Source organism: Thioalkalivibrio sp. ALJ3 (assembly GCF_000377205.1).
Taxonomy (GTDB): Bacteria; Pseudomonadota; Gammaproteobacteria; order Ectothiorhodospirales; family Ectothiorhodospiraceae; genus Thioalkalivibrio.
The window spans coordinates 193,142-207,474 of record NZ_KB897907.1; the positions used below are offsets into that span (position 1 = coordinate 193,142).

13 protein-coding genes are annotated in these 14,333 nt (G+C 66.3%); 8 read left to right on the forward strand and 5 right to left on the reverse strand.

Annotated elements, in window-relative coordinates:
* The first annotated feature begins 2 nt into the window (after positions 1-2).
* Positions 3-167: a hypothetical protein gene (locus tag C935_RS13365; protein ID WP_012983248.1), complete on the forward strand. Its 165-nt coding sequence runs from the start codon at positions 3-5 to the stop codon at positions 165-167.
* A 45-nt stretch (positions 168-212) separates the two neighbouring features.
* Here the strand turns inward: C935_RS13365 and ribBA are convergent, their stop codons facing one another.
* The 5 genes from ribBA to glyA all read right to left on the reverse strand — a co-directional run bounded on the left by ribBA (position 213) and on the right by glyA (position 5,177).
* Positions 213-1,319 (reverse strand): bifunctional 3,4-dihydroxy-2-butanone-4-phosphate synthase/GTP cyclohydrolase II, encoded by a 1,107-nt coding sequence (gene ribBA, locus C935_RS0107445; protein WP_018861886.1) that lies wholly within the window; start codon positions 1,317-1,319, stop codon positions 213-215.
* Positions 1,320-1,346: 27 nt separating this feature from the next.
* The gene (locus tag C935_RS0107450) at positions 1,347-2,030 is read right to left on the reverse strand and encodes a riboflavin synthase (RefSeq protein ID WP_018861887.1); all 684 of its coding nucleotides are present in this window, start codon (positions 2,028-2,030) and stop codon (positions 1,347-1,349) included.
* A 138-nt stretch (positions 2,031-2,168) separates the two neighbouring features.
* Positions 2,169-3,344, reverse strand: coding sequence for a bifunctional diaminohydroxyphosphoribosylaminopyrimidine deaminase/5-amino-6-(5-phosphoribosylamino)uracil reductase RibD (gene ribD, locus C935_RS0107455; RefSeq protein WP_018861888.1), 1,176 nt, complete (start codon positions 3,342-3,344; stop codon positions 2,169-2,171).
* The gene (gene nrdR, locus C935_RS0107460; protein WP_018861889.1) at positions 3,344-3,895 is read right to left on the reverse strand and encodes a transcriptional regulator NrdR; all 552 of its coding nucleotides are present in this window, start codon (positions 3,893-3,895) and stop codon (positions 3,344-3,346) included. Before nrdR ends, ribD begins: the two co-directional genes overlap by 1 nt.
* A gap of 22 nt (positions 3,896-3,917) precedes the next feature.
* Positions 3,918-5,177 (reverse strand): serine hydroxymethyltransferase, encoded by a 1,260-nt coding sequence (gene glyA, locus C935_RS0107465; protein ID WP_018861890.1) that lies wholly within the window; start codon positions 5,175-5,177, stop codon positions 3,918-3,920.
* A 586-nt stretch (positions 5,178-5,763) separates the two neighbouring features.
* Here glyA and C935_RS0107470 point away from each other — a divergent pair.
* From C935_RS0107470 to glcF, 7 genes are all read left to right on the forward strand, one after another.
* A complete protein-coding gene (locus C935_RS0107470; protein WP_026278712.1) occupies positions 5,764-6,453 on the forward strand; it encodes a PEP-CTERM sorting domain-containing protein in 690 nt (229 codons plus the stop codon).
* A gap of 345 nt (positions 6,454-6,798) precedes the next feature.
* Positions 6,799-7,431, forward strand: coding sequence for a PEP-CTERM sorting domain-containing protein (locus tag C935_RS0107475; protein ID WP_026278713.1), 633 nt, complete (start codon positions 6,799-6,801; stop codon positions 7,429-7,431).
* Positions 7,432-7,665: 234 nt separating this feature from the next.
* A complete protein-coding gene (locus C935_RS0107480; RefSeq protein WP_018861893.1) occupies positions 7,666-8,667 on the forward strand; it encodes a TAXI family TRAP transporter solute-binding subunit in 1,002 nt (333 codons plus the stop codon).
* Positions 8,664-11,456, forward strand: coding sequence for a TRAP transporter permease (locus C935_RS0107485; RefSeq protein WP_018861894.1), 2,793 nt, complete (start codon positions 8,664-8,666; stop codon positions 11,454-11,456). Before C935_RS0107480 ends, C935_RS0107485 begins: the two co-directional genes overlap by 4 nt.
* Positions 11,457-11,483: 27 nt before the next feature.
* Positions 11,484-11,888, forward strand: a complete 405-nt coding sequence (locus C935_RS0107490; RefSeq protein WP_026278714.1) for a DUF302 domain-containing protein — start codon at positions 11,484-11,486, stop codon at positions 11,886-11,888.
* A gap of 11 nt (positions 11,889-11,899) precedes the next feature.
* Complete coding sequence (gene glcE, locus C935_RS0107495) at positions 11,900-13,012, forward strand: glycolate oxidase subunit GlcE (protein ID WP_018861896.1); 1,113 nt, start codon at positions 11,900-11,902, stop codon at positions 13,010-13,012.
* A 3-nt stretch (positions 13,013-13,015) separates the two neighbouring features.
* Complete coding sequence (gene glcF / locus C935_RS0107500) at positions 13,016-14,281, forward strand: glycolate oxidase subunit GlcF (protein ID WP_018861897.1); 1,266 nt, start codon at positions 13,016-13,018, stop codon at positions 14,279-14,281.
* Positions 14,282-14,333: the final 52 nt, after the last annotated feature.

Here is a 14,333-nt window from a genome sequence, read left to right on the forward strand (position 1 = left end):
CCATGCGATTCCTGTTCTTCTTTTTCGTCCTGATCCTGCTGGCGCTGTGGGCGGCCTTCTTCAGCCGCCCCAACAACCCCACGCTGTCCAACTGGCTATACGTGCTGGCCGGGGTCCTCGCCGTGCTGTTCCTGATCGGCTACCTGCGCCTGGACGGGGTGATATAGCGCGGACGCATCACGCAGAGCTCCCTGCGCTATTCGTAGCCCGGGCTATTCGTGAATGTAGTCGACGACCTCGAGCCCGAAACCGCCCAGGCCATGGAAGCGCTTGGGCGCTGACATCAGCTGCATGCGGCCCACACCGCAGTCGGCCAGAATCTGCGCACCGATGCCGTACATGCGCCACTCGGCCGAATTCTCGCGCCCTCCGCGCTCCTCCTGCTGAGGCTGCCCGAGCTGTTCCAGCCGCTGCGCCAGGGCCTCGGCGCTCTCGTGCTTGCGCAGCACCACCACAACCCCCTCGCCGGCCTCGTCGATGCGGCGCAGGGCATCGTCCAGCGGCCAGCCACGATCCGGGCCGGCATAGCCCAGGGTGTCATGCAGTGTGTTTTCCAGGTGCACGCGCACCAGGGTGTCCTGCTCCGGATTCGGCTCCCCGCGCACCAGCGCAAAGTGCAGCTGGTGGTCGACCTCGTCCTGGAATGACAGCAGGCGGAATTCACCATGCGCGGTCGGGAACGGGCGCTCCGAGACCCGCTGAACGGTCTTCTCGTTCTCGATGCGGTAGCGGATCAGATCCTCGATCGTACCCATCTTCAGGTCGTGTTCGGCACAGAAGCGCTCGAGGTCCGGGCGCCGCGCCATGGTGCCGTCCTCGTTGAGGATCTCCACGATCACCGCGGCCGGCTCGGCCCCGGCCAGGCGCGCAAGGTCGCAGCCGGCCTCGGTATGGCCGGCGCGCACGATCACCCCGCCCGGCTGCGCCATCAGCGGGAACACATGCCCCGGCTGGACGATGTCGCCCGGCTGCGCGTTTGGCGCCACGGCCGTGCGAATCGTGTGCGCGCGGTCATAGGCAGAAATACCCGTAGTCACGCCCTCGGCGGCCTCGATGGACAGCGTGAAGTTGGTGCCGTGCACATCGTTGGTGTCGGTCACCATCAGCGGAAGCGCGAGCTGCTTGCAGCGCTCGCGGGTCAGCGTCAGGCAGATCAGCCCGCGGCCATACTTGGCCATGAAGTTGATGTCCTCGGGGCGCACATGCGAGGCGAGCATCAGCAGATCGCCCTCGTTCTCGCGGTCCTCGTCGTCGACGATGACCACCATGCGGCCGGCCTGCAGTTCCTCGAGGATGGTTTCGGTATTGGAAAATTCCATGCGTGCCTTCGGTCGGGGGCCGTGCGCTCAGTCGCGCGGCCCGGGATGATTGGGGAAGCCCTGTTCGGCCAGCCAGGCCTCGGACAGATCGCCGGCGTCCGTGCCCGGCTCCGCCGCGCGTTCGCCCAGCATCAACCGTTCCAGGTAGCGGGCGATCAGGTCGACCTCCAGGTTCACCGGCGTACCCACGGCGTACACAGAGAAGCGGGTCAGCGACCAGGTGTGGGGGATGATGTTGACCTCGAACTCGGCCCCGTCGACCTGATTCACGGTCAGGCTGGTGCCGTCGATGGTGATCGAGCCCTTCGCCGCGATGTAGCGCGCCAGCGCGGCGGGGGCACGAAAGCGCACGCGGGTCGAGCGCGCGTCCGGCTCCATCGCGACCACCTCGCCCACGCCATCGACGTGGCCCGAGACCATGTGGCCGCCGAGGCGGTCGCCCAGGGCCAGCGCCCGCTCCAGGTTAACCCGGTCGCCGGGCTCCAGCCCGCCCAGCGTGGTCACGTTCAGGGACTCGCGCGAGACATCGGCGGCGAAGCCCGCGGCTGTCAGGTCGGTCACGGTTAGGCACACGCCGTTCACCGCGATGGAATCGCCCAGGCGCGTGTCCGACAGGTCCATTCCGGGGGCATCCACGTACAGGCGTACGTCGCCGCCACTAGGCGTCAGGCGATCCAGGCTGCCGAGGGTCTCGATGATTCCGGTGAACATGGGCCTTGTTTCAGTTGCAGGCCGCCCCGGGAGAGGGTGCCGCGAGCCGCCCATCTTAGGGAAACGCGAAGGCGTTCGCACCACACGATGGAGGACGTATGGATTTAGCACCCGACAAGGCACAGGACGATCGGACCATCAGGAGCGCGGGCGGGCCCGCAGGCGCAGGCTGTCGCCGACCCAGCGGCTTTCGAGGATCTCCAGCTCCGCGCGCTCGTCCATGCGCGCCAGCGGCCACTCCACAAGCGGGCGGGCACTCGAGCCCAGCAGCAACGGCGCCTGGTACAACAGCCACTCGTCCACCCAGCCCCCGCGGGCCAAGGCCCCGGCGAGGCCCGGGCCGGACTCCACATGCAGCTCGTTGACCTCGGCCCGCGCCAGTTCCGCCAGCACCTCGCCGAGATCCAGCCCGCCCTCGGGCGAGTCGCTGGCCAATGCGATCGGACGCACGTCCGCGCCGTGCCCGCGCAAGGTATCGGCCGCCGGCGAGCGCGCGGCATCCGGCCCGGTCAGGACCCACACAGGGCCGCTCTTCAGGATCTGGGCGCCGGGGGGCGTGCGCAGACGGGCATCCAGGATCACCCTGAGCGGCTGGCGGGTCGGCAGATCCGAGTAGTGCGGGTCATCGGGGAAGCCGGCCTGGGCGGCCAGCTGGTGCGGTTTCATGCGCACGGTCAGGCGCGGGTCGTCGGCCACCACGGTACCGCTGCCGGTCAGGATCGCCCCGGCGCGCGCCCGCCACAGCTGTACGTCGCGACGCGCCGCCTCGCCGGTAATCCAGCGCGACTCGCCCGAGGCCATCGCCGTGCGCCCGTCCAGGCTCGCCGCGAGCTTGATCCGGACCCAGGGGCGTCCCTGCTCCATGCGCTGGACAAAGCCCGGGTTCAGCGCCCGCGCCTCGGCCTCGAGCACCCCGGTTTCGACCTCGATCCCGGCCGCGCGCAGGGCCTCCATGCCGCCGCCACAAACCTGCGGATTCGGATCCTGCATCGCGATCACGACCCGGGCCACTCCGGCCTGGATCAGCGCCTCGGTGCAGGGTGGGGTGCGGCCGTAATGACTGCACGGCTCGAGCGTCACGTAGACGGTGGCCCCGCGCGCGTCGTCGCCGGCCGCGCGCAGGGCGTTCACCTCGGCGTGCGGCTCGCCGGCACGCCAGTGCAGCCCCTCTCCGACGACCTCGTCATCGCGTACCAGCACACAGCCCACCCGAGGATTGGGATCGGCACTGAAGCGGCCCAGATCGGCCAGCTCCAGCGCCCGCGCCATGTGGAGTCGATCGTCCACCGCCTGCTCGTGTCCCGGCTGTGCCATCAGTCGTCCTCCTGCGAATCCCCCGACGCGGCGGTATCCGTGTCGGAGAGTCCTTCATCGATCAGGCGCAGCTGTGAACGGCGCATCTCCGGCGTCAGGTCATCCTCGAGCCGTTCGATGGCCTCGCGGAAGGATTGCACGCTGGCAAAGCTCAGATAGATGGAGGCAAAACGGATATAGGCCACATGGTCCAGGGCATGCAAGGCCGCCAGGACCATCTCGCCAATACGGTCGGACTTGACCTCGGGGGCCGCCAGGGAGGCGAGCTGGCGCTTGATGTCGTCGATCACGCGCTCGACATCCTCGGTCTTCACCGGGCGCTTGTGCAGCGCCCGGCGCAGACCGCTGCGCAGCTTGTCCTCGTCGAAGGCGACGCGCTCGCCGGAGCGCTTGACCACCCGCGGCAGGCTGAACTCCGCCCGTTCGAAGGTGGTGAACCGCGCCCGGCATTCGCGGCACTCGCGCCGGCGCCGGATCTGTTCCTGCTCCGGGCCGGCCACCCGCGAGTCCACCACACGGGTGTCGTGGGCGCCACAGGCCGGGCAGCGCATGGCAGGCCGCCGCTACGCCGCGTTATTCGGGGGCGCCATAGACCGGGAAGCGGCGGCAGATCTCGACGACCTTGTCGCGGGTCGCGTCGATCACCTGCTCGTTCTCGTGGTCGTCCAGCACGTCGGCGATCCAGCCGGCCAGCTCGCGCGACTCGGCCTCGGTGAAGCCACGGGTGGTCAGCGCGGCGGTGCCGATGCGGATGCCGGAGGTCACGAACGGGGACTGCGGGTCGTTCGGCACCGCGTTCTTGTTGACCGTGATGTTGGCGCGACCCAGCGCGGCGTCCGCGGCCTTGCCGGTCATGCCCTTGGACACCAGGCTCAGCAGGAACAGGTGGTTGTCAGTGCCGCCGGAGACGATGTCGTAGCCGCGCTCGACCAGGACCTCGGCCATCGCGCGGGCGTTGGCGATCACCTGCTTCTGGTAGGTCTTGAATTCCGGCTCCAGGGCCTCCTTGAACGCCACCGCCTTGCCGGCGATCACGTGCATCAGCGGGCCGCCCTGGGTCCCCGGGAAGATCAGCGACTGGAACTTCTTGTTCAGCTCCGGCTGACCCTTGGTGATGATGAAGCCGCCACGCGGCCCGCGCAGGGACTTGTGCGTGGTCGAGGTGACCACGTGGGCGTGGTCGATCGGGTTCGGATATTCGCCGGCGGCGATCAGGCCGGAAACGTGGGCCATGTCCACCATCAGGTAGGCGCCCACGGAATCGGCGATCTCGCGGAAGCGCTTCCAGTCGACCACGCGCGAGTAGGCGGAAAAGCCGGCGACAATCATCTTCGGCTGGTGCTCGGTGGCCAGGCTCTGGACCTCGTCGTAGTCGATCAGGCCCTCGTCGGTGATGCCGTACTGCACCGCGTTGTAGATCTTGCCGGAGAAGTTCGGCTTGGCACCGTGGGTCAGGTGACCGCCGGCGTCCAGGCTCATGCCGAGCACGGTGTCATGCGGCTGCAGCAGGGCCATGTACACGGCTGCGTTCGCCTGCGAGCCGGAATGCGGCTGCACGTTCGCGTAGTCGGCACCGTAGAGCTCCTTGAGGCGATCGATCGCAAGCTGTTCAACGATATCCACGTACTCGCAGCCACCGTAGTAGCGCTTGCCCGGATAGCCCTCGGCGTACTTGTTGGTCAGCACGGAGCCCTGGGCCTCCATCACGCGCGGGCTGGTGTAGTTCTCGGAGGCGATCAGCTCGATGTGCTCTTCCTGGCGCTGCGCCTCCTTGCTGATCGCGCCCCAGAGTTCATCGTCGTAGCCGTGGATGCTCATGTCGATCGAAAACATTCGGATCTCCCGTTTCATTACTTTCGTGGATTCGGTTTCCCGGCGCGCCGACTCACCGGCGCAGGCCAGGGAAGGGGGAAACAAAGACGCGTAATGATAGGGGATGCGGGTCTTTTTTTCAGGCCGGCGCTGCGGCGTCGACCTGCCGGCGGCGGACCGACATGCCGTACCTGAACGACTTTATTGCAATTTTTTCAGAACGATACACCCGACGATCTCATTCGCTAATGCCGCCGTCATCACCGCGTTCGCGACATGGGACACCCTGCTCGCGCCCCCCTTGTCCAGTTTCTTTACACCAACCCGGACTCGAAAGCGGCCAACCCGACTCCAGGTGCACTCCCTTCGCCTGCAATGGCTACATTGATTCAACCACAGTAACAACAGTGTCGTATTTCTTTACGCATCCACTGCGACTGATTCGCGACAGCATCTGGAATATACGGCTATGCGTATGTTTTTCCAAACCGATTTTCCGCACCATCCAACATGGCACCGTTTCTGCTTCGAATTCATATGCAGGAGGACCGGACTGTCCGGAACCGCGCATTTTCCCGGAGGCAATACCCCCGGGGAGGCCAACAAAATGAAACCAACACGATTGACACCCTATTTCGCGAGTGCGGTCTTCTTGCTGGGCCTGGGATTTTCCGGCGCCGCGCAGTCTGCCGTAATTGACCCGTTGCTCGACTGCGCCAACCTGGACGGGGGCGTACAGAATCGCGTGACCACCAACATCGGCTGCCAGATTCTTTCTCCGCTGGGCGGGAATGTGAATGACCCCGTAGGGGGCGACCCCTCCAACTGGATCGTCAACACGGCCGGTGGCACGGGCTTCTTCGGCATCAGCAACTGGCAATACGATGGACGCTGGGAAGACCCGCCGGACAGCAATGGCGATCCCCTGGAATTCGATCCGGCGGACCCGACCCTCAACCTGGTCACTCTGAACGGCCACGCGCAGAGCGGGACCTGGACGCTCGATCCGAGCTTCGTCTACGGCGACCTGCTATTCCTGTTCAAGGACGGCGGCAGCACCAACCTGACCGGCTTCCTGATGACCGGCTTCAGCGGCTCCTACGCCACGCCGTTCACCAGTCCGCCCTTCCCGCTGCCGGGCGCGGGGAATGACAGGGATATCTCGCATGTGAGTATTTACTACCGTCCGGGCGTACCGGTCCCCGAACCCCGTACCCTGCTGCTGCTGGGCCTGGGGCTGGGCTTGCTGGGTATCGTCTTCCGGCGCAAAGCGCACAAGGGCTCGATTGCGGCCTGAGCATCCCCACTGCACAACACGAAGATGGCGCCACGTGGCGCCATCTTCGCGTTCAAGTCTTCTGGCCAGCGATGCATGTGCCCGGCCGCCGCCGGCCATGTCGGGATTTTTTACACCTGAACCCTGATCGTCCGCTGGTCCCTCCGCACCATTCGCTACAACCCGTTGTTTTGAGAACCCAATCACCGCAACACCCCCAAATTGGCATGGACCATGCTTAATTACCTCTCGGTGAGTGATGGCACTTTCGGGCGATGTCGGCCACAGCCGCATTCATGAGGGAAACACTACAAACCATGGAGGGACTTTGGTCCCATGGAGGTAGGTCCGATGTCATCCAAGCCTTTGCCCTCGTTCTTGGCCGGGACGTTGCTCCTGTTGAGCCTGTCGCTCTCCGGGACCACCCAGGCCGCCCTTCTCGACTGCAGTGCCCTGTCCGGCAGTGTCGCTGACCGCGTCACCAACAATGCCGGCTGTCAGATCCTGTCGCCCCTGGATGGTGCGGCTGCCGACTTCACCGCCGGGGACCCCTCGAGCTGGCTGGTCAATACTGCCGGGGGTACGGGATTTTTCGGGTTCAGCGACTGGCTGTTCGACGGCCGCTGGACCTCTCCCGGCACAAACAGCTCGACCCTCGCCAGCTTTGACGGCAATCGCCACAGTGGCCAATGGGCCCTGGATGCGGAATGGGAATACGGCGACCTGTTGTTCCTGTTCAACCATGGCAGCGGCACCAACCTGGTCGGGTTCCTGATGACCGGCATGAGTGGCAGCTACAACAGCCCCTTTACCCAGCCCCCGTTCGATTATCCCGGCATGGCCACGCGCAACATCTCGCATATCAGCGTCTATTACCGTTCGGGCGCGGCCGGCACCGTCCCCGAACCCCGGACGATGCTGCTGATGGGCCTGGGACTCGGGCTGCTCGGGCTGGTTCTACGCCGCAACCGACGATTGGGGCCCAGTTCTCCGGTTTGACCCAACTTCCTGCGACCCGCCACCAAGCAATCACGAGCACGCCCGCCGGGCGTGCTCGTGCATCTGACGGAGGGCTGTCCTGCGCGGGACCCCAGACTTCCCGAATGAGGATTGCCCTCATCGCTCCGGCCCACTGGCAAGATCGACCTGAAGGCGAACGTGCTATTTGATCTGCGTCTCCCTAGAATCCTCGGCACTGCCGCGATTCATTCCCGGCATAACCCCGGAGGGCGTATGAGTCGATCCAGTGTGCCGAGAGCCAACCGACCATGGCTGCAACGCCTGCTGCCATTGCTTGCTCTTGTCGGCCTGCTTGTTGCCCCCACCGCGCAAGCCGAGTCTCGATTCATCAACATCGGCACCGGCGGTGTAACCGGGGTGTACTATCCGGCGGGACAGCATCTGTGCCGCCTGTTCAACACCCGGCGCGGCGAACACGGGATGCGCTGTACGGCCGAAAGTACCGGCGGCTCGGTATTCAATCTCAACATGATCCGTTCGGGCGACATGGATTTCGGTGTCGCGCAGTCGGATCTTCAGCACCACGCCTACCGGGGCTCCGGGCGCTTCGAGGAATTTGGCCCCGCCGCCCACTTGCGAGCGGTCTTCAGCTTGCATGCCGAACCCCTGACGCTGGTGGTACGCCCCGACTCGGGTATCGAGGGCCTGGATGACCTGCCCGGCAAGCGCGTCAACATCGGCAACCCGGGCTCCGGCCAGCGCATCCTGATGGAAGACCTGATGGAAGCACTGGATTGGGACCATGCCACCTTCCGCCGGGTCAGCGAACTGCCCTCCCGCGAACAGGCCCAGGCACTGTGCGACAACCGCATCGATGCCTTTGTCTTTTCGGTTGGGCATCCCTCGGCCGCGATCCAGGAGCCCATCGCAACCTGCGACGCCCGCCTGGTTTCGATCACGGGGACAACCGTCGACCAGTTGGTCGAGGAGACCCCCTACTACCTGCGAGCCGTGATCCCGGCCGGCACCTACCCCGGCCAGGACGACGACATACACACCTACGGTGTCGGCGCCACACTGGTCACCTCGACCCGCACCTCGGACCGGGCTGTATACGAGATCACCCGCGCGGTTTTCGAGAACTTCGAGACCTTTCGCGGCCTTCACCCGGCTTTCGCACCGCTGGAACGCGAGACGATGGTGGACGAGGGACTGTCGGCCCCCCTGCACCCGGGGGCCCAACGCTACTTCCGTGAAGCGGGGTTGATTGAATGAGCGAGACCAGGGGGACGACCGAACCCGCCACGGAATCGGCGGACAAGGCGGCCGAGACCGCCCAGGAACTGGAATCCGGCGCCCGTCATCCAGGACGCCCCACGCGCAGCCTGATCTGGCTGACTGCCGTGGCCTGGTCCCTGTTCCAGATCTGGATTGCCTCGCCCCTGGGCGACTGGCTGGACTTCTTCGTGGTCTCGGACACCGAGGCGCGCTCGATTCATCTTGCGTTTGCGGTATTCCTGGCCTACCTGCTGTTTCCCGCGATCCGTCCGGGCACTCGCCACGCATCCTGGCCACGTGCGATCGGCCTGATCTATGCCCTGGGCGGGCTGTCGCTGATGGTGCTCGGGACCTGGCAGCTACTGGGCCTGGAACGCCTGGCCGAGGTCTATGTGATCATCGGCCTGACCCTGCTGGTGATTGCGTTGCCACTATTGCGCGGCCGCGACCCCATCCACCACGTACCATTGACCGACTGGATGTTTGCGGCAATCGCGGCCTTCAGCGCGCTGTATCTGTATCTGTTCCACAGCGAGCTGGCCGATCGCCCGGGGGCCCCGACGGATGTCGACCTGATTGTGGCCGGGATCGGCCTGATCCTGCTGCTGGAGGCCACTCGTCGCGTACTGGGTCCGGCACTGACGATCATCGCCGCGATCTTCCTGTTCTACACCTTCGCCGGCCCGATCATGCCGGACCTGATTGCCCACCGCGGTGCCAGCTACCCGCGCGCGATGGCCCAGCAGTGGCTGTCCAACGAGGGCGTGTTCGGAATCGCGCTCGGGGTCTCGACCAGCTTCGTATTCCTGTTCGTACTGTTCGGCGCGCTGCTGGAACGAGCCGGCGCGGGCGACTACTTCATCCGGGTCGCCTTCTCCCTGCTGGGGCATCTGCGCGGTGGCCCGGCCAAGGCGGCGGTGATGGCCTCGGGGATGACCGGCGTTGTCTCGGGCTCGTCCATCGCCAACGTCGTCACCACCGGGACCTTCACCGTGCCGCTGATGAAGAGGATCGGCTTTGCACCACACAAGGCCGGGGCCGTGGAGGTCGCCAGTTCGGTGAACGGACAATTGATGCCACCGGTCATGGGGGCCGCTGCGTTCCTGATGGTCGAATACGTCGGCATCCCTTATGTCGAGGTCCTCAAGCACGCGATCCTTCCGGCCCTGATCGCCTATATCGCGCTGATCTACATCGTGCACCTGGAGGCGTGCAAGAACGGCATGGAGGGGCTCAAGCGCGCCACTGTCACCACCTGGCGGGGCCGCCTGATCAGCTTCGGGATCACTGTCTCCAGCCTGATCATCCTCGCCGCCGCGGTGTACTGGGGGCTCGGCTGGATCAAGGACGTGGCCGGCGACGCGGCCGCCTGGATCATCGCCGGTCTGCTGTTTACCGCCTACCTGGTGCTGCTGTGGATTGCTGCCCACGAGCCGGAAGCGGAGCCGCTGGATACCGAACGCCCCCTGCCGCGCGTGCTGCCCACGGTGCTGGGCGGCCTGCACTATGTGCTGCCCCTGGTGGTACTCGTCTGGGCCCTGGTCGTGGAACGCCTGTCGCCCGGGCTATCCGCCTTCTGGGCCGTTGCGTTCATGATCTTCATCGTGCTGACCCAGCGGCCGCTGGTGGCGCTGTTCCGGCGCCAGGGCCGGCTCGCCCAGGCGGCCTGGGTCGGCGTATGGGAGCTGTTCCAGGGATTCGAGACCGGTGCGCGCAACATGATCGGCATCGGTGTCGCGACCGCAGCGGCCGGGATCATTGTCGGCACCGTCGCGATGACCGGGGTCGGTCTGGTGCTGACAGATCTGGTCGACACCCTCTCCGGCGGCAACCTGCTAATGGTGCTGCTGCTGACCGCACTGATCAGCCTGGTGCTGGGCCTGGGACTCCCTACGACCGCGAACTACATCGTGGTCGCAACCTTGATGGCCCCGGTGATCGTCGAGCTGGGGGCACAGAACGAGATCCTGATCCCGCTCATTGCCGCACACCTGTTCGTGTTCTATTTCGGCATCATGGCGGACGTGACGCCACCCGTGGGCCTGGCCTCCTTCGCCGGTGCAGCTGTCGCGAAGGCGGACCCCATTCGCACCGGTCTGCAGGCCTTCGCCTACAGTCTGCGTACGATCGCACTGCCGTTCTTCTTCATCTTCAACAGCCAGTTGCTACTGATCGGTGTGGACAACGTGTTCCAGCTGACGCTTGTCTTCCTCGGTTCGCTGGCGGGTATCCTCGCGTTCACCGCGGCGACTCAGGGATGGTTCCTGACCCGCAACCGATACTGGGAGTCGGCACTTTTGCTGGTCACCGCAATCGTGCTGCTGGCCCCGACCGTGCTGATGGACCGAGTGGTCGATCCGTACGAACGCCTGCCGGCCGATCAGCTGTTCGAGGTGGTGGAAACCATCCCGGACCGCGACTCGCTGCGGGTGGAGGCCACCGGCATCGACCTGGAGGGCCGCGAAGTTACCCGTACCGTGATGTTCCCGCTGGGTGACCCGGATCTGGAGCCACGCGAACGCCTGGCCGATGCCGGGCTCGACGTAACCTTCGACGAGGACGCGGAAAAGGCTCGCATTCAGACGGTTGCTTTCGGCAGTCCGGCCGGGCGGGTAGGCTTGGAAGGTGGCTGGACGATTACCAGTGTGCTCGTGGAGACGGACCGTCCGAGCCCCTACTGGTGGTACCTTCCGGGTCTGCTGCCGGCACTGCTGGTGGCCTGGAACCAGCGCCGGCGCGAGCCGCCCACCGGGCCGACCGCGACGGCCCCCGCACTCAGCGCGTGAATCCCATCCCGACAGGACGACTGCACCATGGAACAACCAAGATATAGCTTCAACGTGGTCGTGAACGAATCGATGGATACGACCATTGAGCGCACGACGGCTGCACTGGGCGAGGAGGGCTTCGGCATCCTCAGCGAGATCGACGTAGCCGCCGCTTTCAAGAAGAAACTGGACCTCGACCATCGTCCCTACCGCATTCTCGGTGCCTGCAATCCGCACCTCGCCCGCCACGCCATCGAGGCCGATCCCAACATCGGGCTGCTTCTGCCCTGCAACGTCCTGGTGCAGGACAACCAGGACGGCACCTGCACGGTTGGTTTCATGGACCCGGTGGCAGTAATGAGCCTGGTCGACAAACCCGGTGTCGAAGCCCTCGCCAGCGATGTACGGGAACGTCTAGAGCGGGTGCGCCAGGCACTGGAAACCGGCTGAGTCACCCTCCCGTGACCGACACCAAGGACCATGCTGCTCCGCTCGCGGAGGCGATCCGCGAGGCCAGCGTGGCCGGGACACGAATTGCCCTGCGCGGTGGTCGCCAGCATGGTGAACAGAGCTTCCCCGATGGCCTCCCCTCCGGTGTACTCCAGCTGGAGACCCGAGAACACCGGGGTATCGTGACCCTGGAGCCGAGCGAACTGGTCGTCACCGTACGCAGCGGCACCCCCGTGGTCACCCTGGACCAAGCCCTGGCCGAGGTCGGCATGATGCTCCCCTTCGAGCCCGCGCTGGGTGCACCGGAATCCAGCGTCGGTGGCATGGTCGCGCTGGGGCTCTCGGGGCCACGCCGGCCATGGGCGGCTGCGCTGCGCGACGCGGTGCTGGGCACCCGGATCGTGAACGGGCGCGGCGAGATTCTGCAGTTCGGCGGGCAGGTTATGAAGAATGTCGCGGGCTTCGATGTTTCGCGCCTGATGTGCGGCAGCCTGGGCGGTCTTGGGCTGATCCTGGAGACAAGCTTCAAGCTGCTGCCACGACCGGCCTGCGAGCGCTACCTGCAACGCGAAGACGATGCCGAATCGTTCGTCGCGCGCTGCAGCGCCTGGGGGCGCACCGGGTGGCCGTTCTCGGGAATCGCCTGGCACGAGGGCGTCACCCATATCCGTCTTGGCGGCGGCGAGGAGGCGGTGGACGAGGCCATCCAGCGCATCGACGCAGAACCGGGCGACCCGGCCCGGGGCTTCTGGAACGGGCTCAGGGACCGCAGCCTGCCCTTTTTCGCTGACGAACTGGCTGCTAACGCCCGACTGTGGCGGATCAGCCTGCCACCGGCGACGGAACCACTCGCACTGACCGGCGAGTGGCTGATGAACTGGGGCGGTGCCGAACGCTGGCTGCGCACAACGGAATCCCCGGAGACGGTGCGCCGTGCGGTGACCGCGGCCGGGGGGCATGCCCGCCTGTGGTTGGGCGACGCCCCGGACGTGCCCCGACTGCACCCGCGCGGCGATGGTCTGGAGACTCTGGAAGGCCGTCTGCGCGAGGCCCTGGACCCGGACGGCGTCTTCTTCGCCCCCCTGCTGCCGAACCCCCGTGCCCGCCGGCCGCGCGCGACCTGAGCCATGGAGACCCGACTGCACGAACGCTTCGCGAACGATCCGGCCGCACGCATTGCGGAGGATGCGCTGCGCGCCTGCGTACACTGTGGCTTCTGCAACGCGACCTGCCCGACCTATCAGGAACTGGGCGACGAGGTCGACGGGCCGCGCGGGCGCATCTACCAGATCAAGGAAATCCTCGAGTCCGGCGAGGCCAACCCGACCGCGCGTACCCACCTGGACCGCTGCCTGACCTGCCTCAACTGCATGACCACCTGCCCTTCCGGGGTGGACTACAACCACCTGGTCGCCTATGGCCGGGAGGTGATCGAGCACGACCTCGACCGGAACTGGCGCGAGCGGGCCCTGCGTGGTCTGCTGGCCCGGGCCCTGCCCGCACGCTGGCCGTTCCGAATGGCCCTGGGGCTGGGGCGCCTGGTGCGCCCCGCCCTGCCCGCGACCCTGCGCCGCCGGGTACCCGAGCGACAGGACGCCAAAAAAGCGACGCAACCGGCCCCTTCGCAAGCGCTGGAAGGCTTTCCCCACGGGCGCATCCTGCTGCTGGCTGGCTGCGTGCATGACGCGATTGACGCGCGCACCAACGCCTCGCTGAAGAACCTGCTGGGGCGCCTCGGCATCGACGTCGTGGAAATCGCTGAAACGCGTTGCTGCGGCGCGGTCGAACATCACCTGGCGTTCGAGGAGCGCGCCCGGCAACGGGTGCGCGCCAACCTCGACGCCTGGAAAGGCGTGCTCGATCAGGGCGTGGACGCAGTGGTCAGCACCGCCAGTGGCTGTAGCGTAATGCTGCGCGACTACGGCCACCTGCTGGCTGGCGACCCCGACTACGCGGAACGCGCACGCACCGTTTCCGAGTGCGTACGCGACCCGGTGGAGCTGTTCACCCCGGCTGCCATCCAGACGCTGGGCATTCGAGCGCCGCAGGGCCACGACCCGATCGCCTGGCACGCCCCCTGCACCCTGCAACATGGCCAGCGCCTGGCCGGGCACGTAGAGCCGCTTCTGCAGGCGGCCGGCTTCGAGCTGACACCCGCAGCCGAGCCTCACCTGTGCTGCGGCTCGGCAGGGACCTACTCGATCACCCAGCCGACCATGGCCGCCCGACTGCGTACCCGCAAGCTGGGCAACCTGGAGGCCGCCGCGCCCGCGCGCATCGTGACCGCCAACGTCGGCTGCCAGACGCATCTCCAGTCCGGGACCGACACCCCGGTCGAGCACTGGCTGACGCTGCTCGAGCGCCATTGCCCGACAACTCCCGCCGGTGCGTAGGGGCGCTTGCCCGGGCCCCTGCGGCGAACTAGATTCCCCCTTTTCCAATCCG